The organism is Mesorhizobium sp. B2-3-13 (genome assembly GCF_006442195.1).
Lineage (GTDB): Bacteria > Pseudomonadota > Alphaproteobacteria > Rhizobiales > Rhizobiaceae > Mesorhizobium > Mesorhizobium salmacidum.
In genome coordinates, this window is record NZ_VFVQ01000015.1 from 31,836 (window position 1) to 48,200 (window position 16,365).

16 protein-coding genes and 1 pseudogene are annotated in these 16,365 nt (G+C 62.4%); 4 read left to right on the forward strand and 13 right to left on the reverse strand.

Going from position 1 to position 16,365, the window contains the following annotated elements; genetic code table 11:
• Nucleotides 1-32: 32 nt before the first annotated feature.
• The 9 genes and pseudogenes from FJ941_RS18560 to coxB all read right to left on the reverse strand — a co-directional run bounded on the left by FJ941_RS18560 (nucleotide 33) and on the right by coxB (nucleotide 6,947).
• Nucleotides 33-788, reverse strand: coding sequence for an SURF1 family protein (locus FJ941_RS18560; RefSeq protein ID WP_140507790.1), 756 nt, complete (start codon nucleotides 786-788; stop codon nucleotides 33-35).
• Nucleotides 785-1,171 (reverse strand): DUF983 domain-containing protein, encoded by a 387-nt coding sequence (locus tag FJ941_RS18565; protein ID WP_027142361.1) that lies wholly within the window; start codon nucleotides 1,169-1,171, stop codon nucleotides 785-787. The genes FJ941_RS18560 and FJ941_RS18565 overlap by 4 nt, the downstream gene beginning before the upstream one ends.
• An 18-nt stretch (nucleotides 1,172-1,189) precedes the next feature.
• A pseudogene (locus FJ941_RS18570) lies at nucleotides 1,190-1,375 on the reverse strand (L,D-transpeptidase family protein); the annotation flags it as partial.
• Between the two features lie 166 nt (nucleotides 1,376-1,541).
• Entirely contained in the window at nucleotides 1,542-2,423 is an 882-nt protein-coding gene (locus FJ941_RS18575; RefSeq protein ID WP_027142360.1) for a cytochrome c oxidase subunit 3, read from the reverse strand.
• 1 nt (nucleotide 2,424) lies between these two features.
• Nucleotides 2,425-3,057, reverse strand: a complete 633-nt coding sequence (locus tag FJ941_RS18580; protein WP_140507791.1) for a cytochrome c oxidase assembly protein — start codon at nucleotides 3,055-3,057, stop codon at nucleotides 2,425-2,427.
• On the reverse strand, nucleotides 3,057-3,224 hold the full coding sequence (locus FJ941_RS18585; RefSeq protein ID WP_210242224.1) for a hypothetical protein: 168 nt from the start codon (nucleotides 3,222-3,224) through the stop codon (nucleotides 3,057-3,059). The genes FJ941_RS18580 and FJ941_RS18585 overlap by 1 nt, the downstream gene beginning before the upstream one ends.
• A complete protein-coding gene (locus FJ941_RS18590; protein ID WP_140507795.1) occupies nucleotides 3,221-4,165 on the reverse strand; it encodes a heme o synthase in 945 nt (314 codons plus the stop codon). Before FJ941_RS18590 ends, FJ941_RS18585 begins: the two co-directional genes overlap by 4 nt.
• A gap of 74 nt (nucleotides 4,166-4,239) precedes the next feature.
• Nucleotides 4,240-5,892 carry a cytochrome c oxidase subunit I gene (ctaD, locus tag FJ941_RS18595; protein WP_140507797.1) on the reverse strand — a complete coding sequence of 551 codons (1,653 nt, stop codon included), beginning with the start codon at nucleotides 5,890-5,892 and terminating at the stop codon, nucleotides 4,240-4,242.
• A gap of 38 nt (nucleotides 5,893-5,930) precedes the next feature.
• Complete coding sequence (coxB, locus tag FJ941_RS18600; protein WP_181165836.1) at nucleotides 5,931-6,947, reverse strand: cytochrome c oxidase subunit II; 1,017 nt, start codon at nucleotides 6,945-6,947, stop codon at nucleotides 5,931-5,933.
• A 259-nt stretch (nucleotides 6,948-7,206) separates the two neighbouring features.
• Between coxB and FJ941_RS18605 the strand changes: the two genes are divergently transcribed.
• The 3 genes from FJ941_RS18605 (at nucleotide 7,207) to FJ941_RS18615 (ending at nucleotide 10,403) form a co-directional block, all read left to right on the forward strand.
• Nucleotides 7,207-7,767 carry an invasion associated locus B family protein gene (locus FJ941_RS18605; protein ID WP_181165837.1) on the forward strand — a complete coding sequence of 187 codons (561 nt, stop codon included), beginning with the start codon at nucleotides 7,207-7,209 and terminating at the stop codon, nucleotides 7,765-7,767.
• A gap of 188 nt (nucleotides 7,768-7,955) precedes the next feature.
• The gene (tldD, locus tag FJ941_RS18610; RefSeq protein WP_140507800.1) at nucleotides 7,956-9,368 is read left to right on the forward strand and encodes a metalloprotease TldD; all 1,413 of its coding nucleotides are present in this window, start codon (nucleotides 7,956-7,958) and stop codon (nucleotides 9,366-9,368) included.
• Between the two features lie 372 nt (nucleotides 9,369-9,740).
• Nucleotides 9,741-10,403 (forward strand): transglutaminase-like cysteine peptidase, encoded by a 663-nt coding sequence (locus FJ941_RS18615; protein WP_181169864.1) that lies wholly within the window; start codon nucleotides 9,741-9,743, stop codon nucleotides 10,401-10,403.
• 145 nt (nucleotides 10,404-10,548) lie between these two features.
• Here FJ941_RS18615 and FJ941_RS18620 read toward each other — a convergent pair whose 3' ends face one another.
• From FJ941_RS18620 to FJ941_RS18630, 3 genes are all read right to left on the reverse strand, one after another.
• Nucleotides 10,549-13,233, reverse strand: a complete 2,685-nt coding sequence (locus FJ941_RS18620) for a caspase domain-containing protein (RefSeq protein ID WP_140507803.1) — start codon at nucleotides 13,231-13,233, stop codon at nucleotides 10,549-10,551.
• A 157-nt stretch (nucleotides 13,234-13,390) separates the two neighbouring features.
• The gene (locus FJ941_RS18625; protein WP_140507805.1) at nucleotides 13,391-14,632 is read right to left on the reverse strand and encodes a class I SAM-dependent RNA methyltransferase; all 1,242 of its coding nucleotides are present in this window, start codon (nucleotides 14,630-14,632) and stop codon (nucleotides 13,391-13,393) included.
• Complete coding sequence (locus FJ941_RS18630; RefSeq protein ID WP_140507807.1) at nucleotides 14,629-15,393, reverse strand: TlyA family RNA methyltransferase; 765 nt, start codon at nucleotides 15,391-15,393, stop codon at nucleotides 14,629-14,631. The genes FJ941_RS18625 and FJ941_RS18630 overlap by 4 nt, the downstream gene beginning before the upstream one ends.
• A 171-nt stretch (nucleotides 15,394-15,564) precedes the next feature.
• On the opposite strand from FJ941_RS18630, the gene FJ941_RS18635 reads away from it, so the two are divergent.
• A complete protein-coding gene (locus tag FJ941_RS18635; protein WP_140507809.1) occupies nucleotides 15,565-15,966 on the forward strand; it encodes a GFA family protein in 402 nt (133 codons plus the stop codon).
• Here FJ941_RS18635 and FJ941_RS29025 read toward each other — a convergent pair.
• Nucleotides 15,963-16,256, reverse strand: coding sequence for a hypothetical protein (locus FJ941_RS29025; protein WP_140882931.1), 294 nt, complete (start codon nucleotides 16,254-16,256; stop codon nucleotides 15,963-15,965). The genes FJ941_RS18635 and FJ941_RS29025 overlap by 4 nt on opposite strands.
• Nucleotides 16,257-16,365 lie beyond the last annotated feature (109 nt).

The following is a 16,365-nucleotide window of genomic DNA, read 5'->3' on the forward strand; positions in this document are numbered from 1 at the left end:
CACCCCTGCCCTGTCAAGGGTATCGCTCGTATTCAGTCCTCTTTCGCCGGCCGGCGAAGCCGTAGGATGAGTACGGCGGCAAGCGCCGCGGCAAGCCCGTACCAGGTGAAAGCATATTGCAGATGGCTGTTCGGCAGATCGATGATGGTGACGCCTCCGACCGGCAGGCCGCCTGGATTTGGCGTCTTGTCGGCATCGATGAAGATCGGCACCAGCGTGAAGCCGGCAGACAGGCCGGCGCTCGCGGCCATGACGTCGCGGTCCTTCCAGTAGAAGATGTTCTTGGCCACGTTATTGTCGGGAAGCATCATGGAGGGCTTTGCCGGAAGCGGGTTGCGGGCAAGCCCGGTGACCGTGACCTTGCCCGCCACCTGTCCCTTGGCGCGCTTGGCGGCGTCCTTGAGGTCGTAGGGCACAAAGCCACGGTTGATCAGAACGAAACGGCCATCGTCAAGGGCCAGCGGCGTGTAGACATTGAACCCGGCATCCCCTTGCCAGGTCGCGTAGAAATGCCGTTCGCCGGAATGCAGGAAAGTGCCGGTGACAGTGACCGGCGTGTAGTCGACGTCGCCGGTCGAGGCGAATTCCTTCTCGACCTCGGCCAGCGGCAGCGGCGCCGAATGCGTGCGCTGGTCGATGGTCTGCAGCAGGCCTTCCTTCCAGTGCAGGCGCTGGACCTGCCATGTGCCGAGCGCCAGCAAGACCAAGAACAGCACAAGGCCAAGGGCGAACAAGAGTGCAGATCTCGGCCGCGAACGGCCGCCGACGTTGACGGAAGCCTCGCTCATTCGCCGCGGTCCAGCCGACCCTCGGCCGCTTTGTTACGGTATTGCAGGGTGAGCAGCACGCCCTTGATCAACCGGAGCGCCGTCAGGCACAGCACCAGGGCCAGTGGGATCCATATCAGCAGATGCAGCCAGAGCGGCGGGCTCAGCGTCACCTCGACCCAGAGCGCCAGGCCGACGATGATGAAGCCGATGATCAGGATGACGAAGACCGCCGGCCCGTCGCCGGCATCGGCGTAGGAATAGTCGAGGCCGCAATTGACGCAACGCTTGCCGACGGTGAGAAAGCCGGAGAACAGCCGCCCCTCGCCGCAACGCGGGCAACGGCCGTGCAGGCCGGCCGAGATCGGATCGATCGGAGGCCAGATCGCCCTATCTTCACTCATGGTTGTCTTCATTCACGGTCATTGCCCGATATCGATCGGCGTCCCATCGGCCACCATTGCCCAGATTTCGTCCATGTCGGAGTCCGTAACCCCAATGCAGCCATCGGTCCAGTCGACCAATTGAAGCAGCCAGCCCCACCGGCCGAAGCCGTTCGGCTGGCCGTGGATCATGATCATGCCGCCGGGATCGACATTGCGTGCCTCCTCAGATCGACCCTGTCACCGGCAAGAGCCGGGAATGCCAAGACGATAAACGCGAAAATTACCGAGATCAGCCGCATCTTCCATCGATCGGCGATCATAGCACCGAAAAGAAGAAGGCGGCCACGTCGCCGCGGCCGCCTCCCTAAATCGAATCCCAAAGGCGGGATCAGTGACCTTCGATCACCGCGCCGACCGATCCCCAGACGTAGATCGAGGCAAACAGGAACAGCCAGACCACGTCGACGAAGTGCCAGTACCAGGCGGCCGCCTCGAAGCCGAAATGCTGCTTGGGGGTGAAGTCGCCCTTCATCGCGCGGATCAGGCAGACCAGCAGGAAGATGGTGCCGATGATGACATGGAAGCCATGGAAGCCGGTCGCCATGAAAAAGGTGGCGCCGTAGATGGAATCCTTGAAGCCGAACGGCGCGTGCATGTACTCGTAGGCCTGCACCATGGTGAACAGCATACCGAGGCCGACGGTCAGCACCAGGCCGTTGACCAGCCCCTTGCGGTCGCCATGGAGGAGCGAGTGATGCGCCCAGGTGACCGTGGTGCCCGACAGCAGCAGGATGACGGTGTTGTAAAGCGGCAGATGGAAGGGATCGAGAACCTCCATGCCCTTCGGCGGCCAGACACCACCGGTAAACGTGTGGCGCGCGTAGTTCTGCACCTCCCCGGCAAAAAGGCTGGCATCGAAATAGGCCCAGAACCAGGCGACGAAGAACATCACCTCCGAGGCGATGAACATGATCATGCCGTAGCGCAGGTGGAGCGACACGACGCGCGTGTGGTGGCCCTCATGCGCTTCCTTGATCGTGTCAGACCACCAGGCGAACATGGTGTACAGGACGATCACGATGCCGATGAAGAACAGCCACGGATTGGCGATGTTGAAGCCGAAGATCGGGAAGGAGCCGCCCTTCAGGTATTCCATGAGGCAGACACCGCCAAAAGCGGTGACAAGCGCTCCGACCGATCCCACGAAGGGCCACGGGCTAGGGTCGACGAGATGGTAGTCATGGTGTGGTTTTGCGTGAGCGTCTGCCATATCAACCCCCGAGATTTCCTTCGGTATCTGAAACTGTCTTGCTATTGCCCTTGGCCGGCTCCGAGGAGGCGACCGGCTTGTTCTTCTCGACCGGGAACATCGTATAGGACAGGGTGATTGTCTTGATGTCCTTCAGTTCCGGCACATTCACGATGTCGGGGTCCACATAGAACAGGACCGGCATGTCCAGCGTCTCGCCGGGCTTCAGCGTCGTGTCGGTAAAGCAGAAGCATTCGACCTTGTTGAAGTACGGACCGGCCAGTTCCGGCTGCACGTTGAAGGTGGCGCGGCCTGTGACGGGGCGATTGAACTTGTTGGTCGCCTGATAGTGCGCCTGCACGGTCTGCCCGATCTTCATGGTCATCGAGCGCTGGACCGGCTGGAACTCCCAAGGCACGCCGGCAATGTTGGCGTCGAAGCGGACGGTGACCTCGCGGTCAAGCACGCGGCCGGCATACTGCCTCTCGACACGCTGCGTGGTACCACCGTAACCGGTCGCCTGGCAGAACATCTTGTAGAGCGGCACGGCTGCATAGGCCATGCCGATCATGCCGGTGAAGAAGGCGAGGCAGACGGCCGCGACGGCGCGGTTGCTGGTCTTGCCGGCCGTCTTTCTGGGCGTCTCGACGCTCATCACATCTTGCCCGACAAATTGTGGCCGAACTTCACGATCGTGGCGATGTAGAAAATCACGACCAGCAGAGCCAGCGCTAAGCCTATCGCAATGGAACGGCTGCGCTGGGCCTTCTTCTGGCGATCGGTCAAGGTGACCATCTCGAGTTCTTTCTCGACCATAGTCATGCCCCACCCATGGCAAGCGCGCGTTCGACGACACAGTCGGCCAGATAGGCGGCGAAGATGGCGAAGAGATAGAGCAGCGAATAGGCGAACAGGGCCTTGGCCGGCTTCATGGCGCGGTCGTCGTCGGCCATGCCAAGCACTTTCCAGGCATACCAGACGAAACCAACGCCCAGCAGCAGAGCGGCCACGCCATAGAATGGCGTCGTGTAGCCGAGCAGCCAGGGCAGCACGCCGACCGGGGCCAGCACCACTGCGTAGGCGAAAATCTGACGGCGGGTCGATGCATGGCCGGCAACGTTCGGCATCATCGGGATGCCGGCGCGGCCATAGTCCTCGGACTTGAACAGCGCGAGCGCCCAGAAATGCGGCGGCGTCCACAGGAAAATGATCAGGAACAGGATGATGCTTTCCAGGCTGACCGATCCGGTCGCCGCGGCCCAGCCGATAACCGGCGGGATGGCGCCCGCGGCACCGCCGATGACAATGTTCTGCGGCGTCGAGCGTTTCAGCCACATCGTGTACACGACGGCATAGAAGAAGATGGTGAAGGCCAGCAGCGTCGCGGCCAGCCAGTTGACCAGCACGCCGAGCGTCATCACCGACAGGACCGAAAGGACCAGGCCGAAGCTGAGCGCCTCGTGCGGCTGGATACGACCGGACGGGATTGGGCGGCTGGCGGTCCTGGTCATCACCGCATCGATGTCGGCGTCGTACCACATGTTGAGAGCACCCGAGGCGCCGGCCCCAATCGCAATAGCCAGGATGGCTATCACCGCCAGCAGCGGGTTGATGGTCACCGGTGCCGCGACTAGCCCGACAAAGGCGGTGAACACCACCAGCGACATGACGCGCGGCTTCAGGAGGGCGAAGAAATCGCCCGCCGTCGCTTCCGACATGCGGAAGCCCGCTTCGTCAATGCTGGTCTTGTCGACTAGGGCCATGCGTACTCAAGTCCATTATTCCGTTGGCCAAAACCGCCGGCGGACCGGCGGTTTTGCATTCGAGGGGAGCCGCCTTACCTGATCTTCGGCAGCTGCTCCCACTGGTGGAAGGGCGGCGGCGAAGGCAGCTGCCATTCGAGAGTCGTTGCGCCCTCGCCCCATGGGTTGGCTCCGGCCACCCGCTTCTTCTGGAACGCTTCGAACACGCAGTAGAGGAAGATCAGGACGCCGACGGCCGAGATATAAGAACCGATGGACGACACATAGTTCCAGCCCGCAAACGCGTCGGGATAGTCGATGGTGCGGCGCGGCATGCCGGCGAGGCCGAGGAAATGCTGCGGGAAGAAGATCAGGTTGACGCCGACGAAGGTGACCCAGAAGTGGGTGTTGGCGATGACAGGCGAATACATGTAGCCGGTCATCTTCGGAAACCAGTAATACCAGCCCGCGAAGATGGCGAACACCGCGCCCAGCGACAGCACGTAATGAAAGTGGGCAATGACGAAATAGGTGTCATGCAGCGACCGGTCGAGGCCGGCATTGGCCAGCTGGACGCCGGTGACACCGCCGATGGTGAACAGGAAGATGAAGCCCAGCGCCCACAGCATCGGCGTCTTGAATGAGATCGACCCGCCCCACATCGTTGCGATCCAGGAGAAGATCTTCACGCCCGTCGGCACCGCGATGACCATGGTGGCGAAGACGAAATAGCGCTGCGTGTCGAGCGACAGGCCGGTCGTGTACATGTGGTGCGCCCAGACGATGAAGCCGACGGCGCCGATCGCGACCATCGCGTAAGCCATGCCGAGATAACCGAACACCGGCTTGCGCGAAAAGGTCGAGATGACGTGGCTGATAATGCCGAAGCCCGGCAGGATCAGGATGTAGACTTCCGGGTGACCGAAGAACCAGAACAGATGCTGGAACAGGATCGGGTCACCACCGCCATCAGGCGCGAAGAACGTCGTGCCGAAGTTGCGGTCGGTGAGCAGCATGGTGATGCCACCGGCCAGAACCGGCAAGGACAACAGCAGCAGGAATGCGGTGATCAGCACCGACCATGCAAACAGCGGCATCTTGTGCAGGGTCATGCCGGGCGCGCGCATATTGAAGATGGTGGTGATAAAGTTGATGGCGCCGAGGATCGACGAGGCGCCGGCGATGTGGATCGACAGAATCGCCAGATCCATGGCCGGTCCGGGCTGGCCCGAAGTCGACAGCGGCGGATAGAGCGTCCAGCCGCCGCCCACGCCAAAGGCGCCAGGCGCACTCGGAACGAACATCGAGGTGAGCAGCAGGATGAACGCCGGCGGCAGCAGCCAGAACGAAATGTTGTTCATGCGCGGGAACGCCATGTCGGGAGCGCCAATCATGATCGGCACCATCCAGTTGGCAAAACCGCCGATAAGCGCCGGCATGACCATGAAGAAGATCATAATCAGGGCGTGCGCGGTTGCGAAGGCATTGTACATGCTCTTGCCGCCGTCGATCGCGGCGTCACCGTTCATGCCATAGACCATCTGCGCCAGGCCGCTGAAGATCTGGATACCAGGCTCCTGCAGCTCCATGCGGATGGCGACCGAAAGCGCGCCGCCGATGATGCCGGCCATGATCGCAAAGATCAGGTAGAGCGTACCGATGTCCTTGTGGTTGGTCGAATAAACCCACCGCACCCAGCCATGATACGGCTTATGGTCGTGCCCGTCGTGAGCTGCAGCGTCTGCCATGTTCCGCTCCGTTCCCTAAATCTTGCTAACCCGCGACATCAATTGCCGGCGGCCGCTACCTTGTTCTGGCCATCGACCTCGGCCATGAGCGTCTTGTTGGCGCCCGGCAGATTGGTCTTGGCTGCCGCCAGCCAGGTCTTGAATTGCGCATCCGAGACGACACGGATGGCGATCGGCATGAAGGCGTGATCCTTGCCGCAGAGTTGCGAGCACTGACCATAATACAGGCCTTCCTTCTCCGCCTTGAACCAGGTCTCGTTGGTGCGCCCCGGAACGGCGTCGATTTTGATACCGAAGGACGGCATGGCGAAAGAGTGGATCACATCGGTCGCGGTGACGAGCACGCGGGTCATTGTGTTGACCGGCACCACCAGCTCATTGTCGACAGCGAGCAGGCGCGGATAGGCCTTGCGGTCCTCCTTGCCGGCGGCGGCGCGGTCACCGTCCTGGAGGATAGCGGAGTTGAAGGCGAGCGTGTTGTCGGTCTGGTATTCGTAATCCCAGTTCCACTGGTTGCCGGTCGCCTTGACCGTCAGCTTGGCCTCTTCCGGCGGAGTGTATTGCGCGGTCAAGAGCTGGAACGAGGGAATGGCGAGACAGAGCAGGACGACGACCGGGCCGACGGTCCAGATCACCTCGATCAGCGTGTTGTGGCTGGTGTTGGAGGGAACCGGGTTGGCGCTCGCGCGGAACCTCACGATGCAGTAGGCAAGGAGAAGCAGCACCAGAATGGTGATCGGAACGATGAACCACATCGTGTAGTTTCCGAACCACTCGATCTGCCGCATCATGTCGGTCGCCGGCGCCTGGAAGGTGGTCTCCCACTCCACGGGCTGATCGGCATGGGCGGATGTGCCTGCAAAAATCGTGGCAGCGGCACAAGCACTCAGAAACTTGGCACTTGCTAGAAACCTGGCGCTAGCTAGGAAATTTCTCATCGCCCTCTTCGTCTCCCAGTTCCTCGCGGCGGTGCCAACGAGAATAACGAACAATGCCGGGACGGGAATCCCGACAGTCTCAAGCTGGTTCAAACCATACTCTTTTTCCCTCCGCAAGAAAGGAGCGGTCGAAACCGTGCGGCATTTTTGCGCGCAAGCTGACATAGCTCTTCCAGGGCAATGGCCACGGTAGCGAATCGAGTATGTTCGGCGGTCTGTCCGCCCTATGCTGGCGGCGCCCGCAAAGCGTCGTAATTCAGGCGAATTTGGCAGGGAAAAGCGCTGTATTGCCTGTTTCGGGACAGTCCGGCCGCGGTCTCGTCCTTTACTTGGTATTGGCGCGGCTTAAAGTGCCGTGATTCGCAATGGAGCCGTCATGAACTCTTGGCTTTCGAGACTGAGGCATACGCGACCGGGACTTTCGAGAACCCTGGCGAACGCCGTGTTTCTCGCCGTCCTGTCCGCGGTCGGCCTGTTCGTCGCCGGTCAGGCCAATGCCGCCCAGCCGAGCGGCACGGTGCGCTCGACGCATGGCGCGTGGTCGATCATCTGCGACACGCCGGCCGGCGCCACCGCGGAACAATGCGTGATGATGCAGAACGTCGTCGCCGAGGACCGTCCGGAGATGGGGCTTTCGGTCGTCGTGCTGCGCACCGCCGACAACAAGGCCGAGATCCTGCGCGTGCTGGCGCCGCTCGGCGTGCTGTTGCCGAACGGGCTCGGCCTCAACGTCGACGGCAAGGACATCGGCCGCGCCTATTTCGTGCGCTGCTTCCAGGACGGCTGCTACGCCGAGGTCATTCTCGAAAAGCCGCTGCTCGACACGCTGAAGACCGGCACGTCGGCAACGTTCATCGTCTTCCAGACGCCTGAGGAAGGCATCGGCATCCCGGTCGACCTCAAGGGTTTCGCCGACGGCTTTGCCGCCCTGCCCTGATCGCGGCCCTGCGCTGAACAAGACTTGGACGCTGAATCAGACCTGGACGCGGCTTTTGCCGACCCAGAAGCATGGCTTGCATCAACCGTACGATGTCATTCGTCGGCACTGATCTTCATTGCCGATTGTGTGGGCGCGGCTTCACGCCTACATCGGGGGAAAGCAATCATCCCACGGACGGACGCGCCATGAACAGCCTGATCGGCCAATTCGACATTTCAGACGACCGCATCAAGCAGATCGTCGCCGATACCATCAAGGGTGCAGACGACGGCGAGCTTTTCCTCGAATACAGCGAAAGCGAAGCGCTGATGTTCGACAACGGCCGGCTCAAGACCGCCAATTTCAACACCGACCAGGGCTTTGGCCTGCGTGCGGTCGCGGGCGAAGCCAGCGGCTACGCCCATTCCAGCGACCTGTCCGAGGCATCGCTGCTGCGCGCGGCCGAAGCCGTGTCGACCGTCAAGGGTGGCTATTCTGGGACGCTTGCCGCAGCCCCCGCCCGCACCAACCGCCATCTCTATGGCGACGAGAACCCGATCCCCTCGCCTTCCTTCGAGGCCAAGGGGAAGCTGCTGCAGGAAATCGACGCCTGGCTGCGCGCCGAGGATCCACGCGTGCGCCAGGTGACGGCCTCGATCGCCGCATCCTGGCAGCATGTCGAGATAGTGCGCGCCGACGGCCAGATGGTACGCGATATCAGGCCGCTGGTCCGCGTCAACGTCTCGGTCGTCGTCGGCGACGGCGACCGCCAGGAGAGCGGCTCCTATGGCATGGGTGGACGCAAGGCGTTCGGCGACTTCCTGATCGAGGATAGCTGGAAGCACGCCGCCAGGGAGGCGCTCCGGCAGGCGCTGGTCAATTTGGAGGCGATCCCGGCACCGGCCGGCACTTTCGACATCGTACTTTCCAGCGGCTGGCCGGGCGTGATGCTGCACGAAGCCGTCGGGCACGGACTGGAAGGCGACTTCAACCGCAAGAAGACCTCGGCCTTCGCCGGCCTGATGGGGCAGCAGGTGGCCGCCAAGGGCGTCACTGTCGTTGACGACGGCACCATCCCCGAACGGCGCGGCTCGCTCACCGTCGACGACGAAGGCACGCCTTCGGCCCGCAACGTTTTGATCGAGGACGGCAAGCTGGTCGGCTACATGCAGGATCGGCAGAACGCGCGGCTGATGGGCATGAAAGCCACCGGCAATGGCCGGCGTGAAGGCTATGCGCACCAGCCGATGCCGCGCATGACCAACACCTACATGACCTCAGGCGACATGGAGCCGGACGAGATCATCGCTTCCGTCAAGAACGGCATCTATGCCGTCTCCTTCGGCGGCGGCCAGGTCGACATCACGTCGGGCAAATTCGTGTTCGGCTGCACCGAGGCCTACATGATCGAGAACGGCAGGGTGACGCAGCCGATCAAGGGCGCCATGCTGATCGGCAACGGGCCTGACGCCATGCACCGCGTCACGATGGTCGGCAACGACATGAAGCTCGACAATGGCATCGGCATGTGCGGCAAGGCCGGCCAGGGCGTACCCGTCGGCGTCGGCCAGCCGCATCTGAGGATGAACCAGATGACAGTCGGCGGCACGAGGGTCTGAGGCGTCGGGGCGTTCTGGAATCATCGCCCGCCAACGATATTTTCCGGGCGTGCAGCCATCGTGTCCAAATCCGGGAACGCGCCAGAGGACGTCCATCTGAAACCGCTGCCGGCCTTTGCTCCGACGCGGCCGCAGGACGTGTTTGGAATCCTGCAGCACGCCGGCAGGCCAAAAACATTGAAGGATATGGACCCGGGTGTACGCGCTGAAGCGCATCAGGGCCATGCTCGCGATTGATGCCAACCTACGGCGCGGCAACCTCTGCCTTATGCGAAACACAATCGTGTTAGGATATTATTAATTGTTCAATTGCCCGAATTGGCGTTTGCGCATTAGCTTGTCGCAAGTCTTCTCGTTGTGGTGGTGTTGGCAGTGCTGCGTTTCCCTCACGTCCTGACCTCTTCTTTCCTCTTTGGCGTCGTTTCGTTGGTTGGTGTTTCGTCGCTCTGTGTCAGTCCGGCGGCGGCGCAGTCGACATGGTTCAAGCGAACATCGACGCAACCTGCGGCCGGTGCAAACTCAGTCGCGGTCGGGGGACGCACCAGCGTTCCGTATGGCTGGGTCGATTTCTGCCATCGCCGGCCGAAAGAGTGCAAGGTGCCGGCCCTGCCCGCCACGAGCGTCAGGCTGACAGCGCAGAACCTGAGCATCCTCAAACGGATAAACCAAAAGGCGAACCGCTCCATCAAGCCCGTCAGCAACTACGATCACTGGGGCACGACGATGGACCACTGGGACTATCCGGTGGACGGCAAGGGCGACTGCAAGATCTACGCGCTCTACAAGCGCAAGCTTCTTCGGGAGGCGGGATTTCCCCGGCAGGCGCTGCTGATGACGGTGGTGCGCGACCTGAACAATGAGGGTCACACCATCCTGACGGTGAAGACCGACAAGGGCGATCTCATCCTAGACAATATGGTCGACGAAATCCGTCCCTGGAATGCAACCGGCTATTATTTCCTGAAACGCCAATCGCAACAGAACCCGAACATCTGGGTTTCGCTCAACCAGCGAGGCGGCACGCCAAAAACCTGACGGATGCCGCCAAGCTCGTAGTTTGAGCGGCCGGAGCGAACCGCCTTTGACAGGCTGACGCGCCACAAACCAGCGATCCCCTCTCTCGCAAGGTCATGGGCGGGATGTGCGCCCCGCGAACGGGAAGGTGACCGGCCGCGACAGCTTACTGGTTGCAGGCCGGTTCGCCCTGCTGTCCGCAAGACGGCTTCTTCTTGAGCTGCTGTGGCGGCTGCTCCTGCGGGAGACGCCGCTCTTGCATCTGCTGTCTCGGCTGCGCGCGGAATTCCGGCTTCGGCTCCGATCTCTGCGGCCGGAGCACCTGCTCGTTAGGCCTTTCCGGCCTCAACTGACGCTGCGCATTCTCATTCGGCCTGATCCTGAGGTTGCGCTGGACGTTAACCTCCGGGCCGGCGGCGCCCTGTTCGCTGTTCTGCAGCCGGCGCAACGTCCTGCCCCTGTCGTTCCTGCTGGCGGAGCCCTGATTCTCGTCGGAGAAGACGGCCGGATTGTTCCTCCTGAACCGTTTCTGCACGCCCGATCCGTTGTCGGTTGGCTCACCGTTGACGGTCGGCAGTCTGCGGAACTTCCTGCTCTTGTCGTTTCCGCTGGCCGGGCCTTGATCCTGGTTGGAGAACACCTCCGGATTGTTCTTCCTGAGCCGCTCCTGCACGCCAGGCCGATTTTCGGCCGGCGCACCGTTGACGGTCGGCACCTTGCGCAACTTCCTGCCCTTGTCCTTTCCACTGGCCAGGCCCTGATCGTTCGATTCGACAGCGGACTGGCCGGCGGACAAGTCCCTGCGCGTCAGCTTTTTCGGTTTGCCGGTGTTCTGGTCGGAGAAGGCGTTCGGATTGTTTTTCCTGAACCTCTCCTCGGCACTCAGCCCGTTCTCGGCCGGAGCACCGTTGACGGTCGGCAGCTTGCGGAACTTCTTGCCCTTCTGCTGAGCCGTGCCCTGCTCTCCGGCAACAGCAGCACCGGCATTTCCGGTCGCCTCTTGGTTCCCGCCCACGATGCCTTGCTTGCCAAGCTGCTGCCTGGACCTGTTGCTGGGCAAATTCTCACCGTTCAGCGCCGGCTTACCGTTGACGAGCGGCAGCTTTTTACCGTTGGCTCCTGGCAGGGCGTGGTCGGTTTCAAGCTTGCCGGTCGACAAGTCCTTCGACAGCGGAGTCGCGGCACCAGGCTGCTGGCCCTGTATCACACGCTGGCCAGGCTTCTGCGGCAAGCCACCCTGTTGCTGACTGGACGGGGCCTGACCGGACATGGCCGCTCTCTTTTTCAGCAGCGGCGGCAGCGCGACCTTGGCCGCCAGTGCAGCCGAGCCGGCCCCAACCGTGCCTCCGGCCGTGTTCTGGCCTGTAGTGAGGCCACCTTGGGCATTGTGATTGATGGTCTCGTTTTTGATCGTCGTGTTGATGTTGTTGATGACGGTCGTGTTGTGGATGTTGTTGAAGATGATGTCGTTCGGCGGCGGCACGATGTGACGCGGCGGGTTGATGAACGCAGGTATCGGCACGAACACCGGCGTTGGCAGGACGAAGACGTCTACCGGCGGCGGCGGCGCCACCAGCACGACGAAATCCGGCGGCGGCGGCGGCAGGAAGATCACCGCGATCGGCGGCGGCGGTTCGAAGTCGAAATCGGGATCGTCGAAATAGAGCACCGGCCTGTCGACGTAGACGATTTCCTCCTCCGGCGGCGGCGGCAAATCATATTCATAGACGGTGAATTCCTCCGGCGGCTCCAGGGCCGCATCGAAATGTTCGAGCCGCCGGCGCGCGTCCCAAGCATGCGGACCATGCGGATAGCGCCGCAGATAAGACCAATAGGCTTCCGGCGTGTCCTGCAGCCAGGTCTCGCGCCACGTCATCGCCTCGCGCCGCGCGGCGATGATGGCGCGCACGCGCTTGGCCATCGGATCGTGTGGATAAGCGCCGAGGAAATCCTCGTAGCCGCGCATCGTGTCGCGGTCGAGAGCCGCGACATAGGCGTCATGAGCGTTGAAGTCGCGGATCGCCCTGGTCCGATTGGACCGGGATTCGGCCTCCGAAACCTTGGGTGCGGGCGCGTCCGCGGCACGGTCGAAGAAGACGAACGGCGTGGTGATTTTCGAGACGTTCCACGGCACTTCCGCACCTTGCGTCACCTCGTTGACGCGCAGTCGTGTGCGGTCGAACACGTCGTCAAGCGACAATCCGCCCTCGCGTATCATCTCGGCCAGCGCCTGAGCATAAGCGCCGTAGGGGCCTTTGCCTTCGGGCGCGACCGTTCCGGGAGCGGCGTTGAAGGCAATCAGCATGTTCGGATCGGGATCGACCAACGCAAGGCCGCCGGCCAGCGGCTCTTTCCACTTCGGGAAGGGATTTGGCCGCGCCGCGTCGAGCACGACGATGTTGACCTTCGTCGGCAATCCGGCCAGCGACTTGGTGACATCGGAGAGCCGCATCGCCTGAAGCGGCACGTCGGCTGGACTGGCAATCTGGGCATCGATCGGCAAGTAGTAATTCTCGCCTTCGAACTGCACGCCGTGGCCGGCGAGATAGACGAAGACAATCGCGTCGGGACCGGCGGCGGAGACCTTGCCGAGGAAATCACGCAATGCGCCGCGCAGCGATTCCTGATCGACATCGCGCGCCCCCACCACATCGAACCCCGCCGCCTGCAAGGTCTGCGCGATCAGGCCCGCATCATTGGCGGCGGTGGCTAGCTCGCCGGACTGATACGCGCCATTGCCGATGACGAACCCCAGGCGCTTTTCACCTTGCGCGAGGGCTCCGGTCGCGGAGCTGACCGCGAAAAAGATAAGAACAACGATGAGGCCGATGAATTTCTGAAGCGCCTGCATGTCCGCTATCGCCATCGATTCATATTAGTAACGACGAATAGGCCGAAATGTTTCCCAAAGATGCGAAATTAGGAGCCCGCACAAAGGCGGCTTTAGGGCGCAATTCCGTCGAAAGAACAGAGGCTTCAGAAATTTCGTGCGAACCGGCGGTCGTGAACTACCGCCGCCGCTTCGGCTTCCCCAGCAGCGCGACCGCTTCGACATGGGGCGACCACAGGAACTGGTCGATCGGCGTCACGCTTTTCAAGGTGTAGCCGCCGTCGATGAGGATGCGCAGGTCGCGAGCCAGCGTTACCGGGTTGCAGGACACCGCGGCAATGAATGGAACATCCGAGCGGGCGATCTGCTTCGACTGGTCCTCGGCACCGGCGCGCGGCGGATCGAAGACCAAGCCGTCGAAGGCGTTCAACTCCTTGAACGTCAGTGGCCGGCGAAACAGGTCGCGACGCTCGCCCGTCACCCGCTTGATGCCTGTCGCGAAGCGGGATCCCCGGTCGAGCGCCGAAAGTGCGGCCGCATCGCCTTCGACCGCGTGCACTTCCGACGTCGCGGCCAACCGCAAGGCGAAGCTGCCGCAACCGGCAAAAAGGTCGGCGACCCTTTTTGCACGCTTCAGATGTCCGCCGACGATCTCGGCCATGGTCCGTTCGGCTGCCTCGGTCGCCTGCAGGAAGGCGCCCGGCGGTAGCGCCACCGCGACGCTGCCGAACATGACGACCGGCTTCCTTGGCTCAATGACGATCTCGTCATCGATGGACAGTCTGGCAAAGCCCTGTGCAATGACAAAATTGGCGGCGATACGGCGCTGGTGTTCGCCTAACTTGCCGGACTCATGCACCGCGATGTCGAGGCCGGAACCCGTAACGGTGACCGCCATCCGGAACGATTTGGTGGTGGCGCATATCAATTCGGCCAGCGCCCTCAGCTGGCCGAGTGCCGCGACGATCTCGGGCAGTGAGATCGGGCATTCGGATATGGAGATGATCTCCGGCGACAGATGGCGATTGAAGCCGAGCAACATGCCTGTTTCGGTGCGCCGGGCGGCAAGCACCACACGGCGGCGCGACCGCGGCGCGGAGGCGACCAACTCTCCGATTTCGCACTCGATGCCCTTGCCCTTCAATGCGTGCACCACCTTTTCACGCTTCCACTGTCGGTAGGCTTCGGCTTCCAGATGCTGGAGGGCACAACCGCCGCATTCGGTGAAGTGGCGGCAGGCGGGTTCGATGCGCAGCGGCGAGGCCTCCAGCACCGACATCAGCGCCGCACGATCCCTTTCGCGCGCGGCGGTGACTGTCTCGCCCGGCAGCGTGAAGGGAATGAACAGATCGCCGCTTTCGGTTTCGGCGATACCGTCGCCCTGCGATCCGAGCTTTCGTATTGTGAAGCGTGCGCTCATCGGTCCTTGACCCCACCGAGCAGGAATTCGCGATTGCCGTCGCCACCTTCGATCGGCGACAGATGCAGGCCGAGCGAACGCCAGCCGGGAACGGCATCCAGCCAATCCTGCAGCAGGCCCGCGACGCGGGCCGCATCGAAGGGATCCTTCAACAGCCCCCCTTTGCCGATCGCCTCGCGGCCCGCCTCGAATTGCGGTTTGACCAGAAAGACCGCGCCGGCACCGGACTTGGCGAGAGCAAGTGCCGGTGGCAGCGCAAGTTTCAGCGAGATGAAACTGACGTCGGAAACGATGAAATCCGGACTGCGACCGGCAAGATCGGCGGCCGTGAGATCGCGTGCGTTCAGGCCTTCGATCACGGTTACGCGCGGATCAGCGCCGACATCAGGATGCGTCTGGCCGTGCCCGACATCGATTGCCGTGACATGGGAGGCGCCGCGTTCGAGCAACACCTGGGTGAACCCGCCTGTCGAGGCGCCGATGTCGAGGGCTTCGCGGCCAGCGGGGTCGAGGCCGAAATGGTCCAGTCCGCCGATAAGTTTGAGCGCCGCGCGCGAGACATAGCCTTGCGCCGGATCATCGATGACAACAAGGCATTGCGGCGAAACGTTCTGACCGGGCTTGCGGGCAATGGCGCCGTCAACTGTCACCGTGCCGCGCTCGACCGCGTCGCGGGCACGCGAGCGGCTGGCGAACAGCCCGCGCTGGACGAGCAGGTCGTCGAGCCGCTGGCGTGTGCTGGCTGGCAGAGGCGAATTCATCAGCCTTCTCTGACGAAAGCCCGCGGTGAAGGCAAGAACATTACACCGAACAAGGTGACGTCGTGCGAGAGCGGCTGGTGCGGCGAGCCAAGCCGCGGCTTGCGCGCATCGCATTGGGTCCGGCAGAATATTAGTCGAGGAGGACCACTGTTGTCGCGACACGGAGGACGAATGCTGATGGGAACCTGCCACTGTGGCGCGGCCCGCTGGACCCTGGAAGGCGATCCCGGCCCGGTGACGGCCTGCAACTGCACGCTTTGCCGCCGCTATGGCGCGCTCTGGGCCTATGATTATGTCAACGAACGTATTCGCGTTTCAGGGCGGACGGCCAGCTATACGCGCGCCGGAAAGGACACGCCGTCACTTGAAATCCTGTTCTGCCCGATATGCGCCTGCGTGCTGGCATGGCGCGGCTTGCGCGCCAGCGATTCTGGCCGAATACGGATCGCAGTCAATGTGCGGCTGGCACCACCCGAAGCCGTCGCCGACTTGCCGATCGACCATTTCGATGGCCTCGACACTTACGACGATCTGCCCCGCGATGGCCGCTGTGTGCGCGACATGTGGTTTTAAAAGATGGTCCGTAAAACCTGGCGCTCGACAGCGGGAGACAGACCATCGTCCCGGTTCCCCGGCGCCTGTTCACGTGGATGTTCGGTCACAACAGCGGACGGAGGTGCGGGGTCCGGCAGCGCCACAAGCTGCGGCACCTGCTTGTAGGAAAAGCCGCCGCGAATATCGCCAATCTTGCCGGCAACAATGCCTAGCGCCGCCTTTTCAAGATTGCGGTCATAGGGTGCTTCGGCCGCGGCCGGCAAGACCATCACGGCCAAGAAGGCCGCGCCGCACAGAACCGTCTTCATTGTTGTTGTCTCCCTGCCTGACGCCGGTCTAGCAGGGTGCCGTTGAAAAACGGCCAAGGGACACAGTAAGCGAAACGCCAAACGGAAGCGTTAACAACGCGTTACAAAA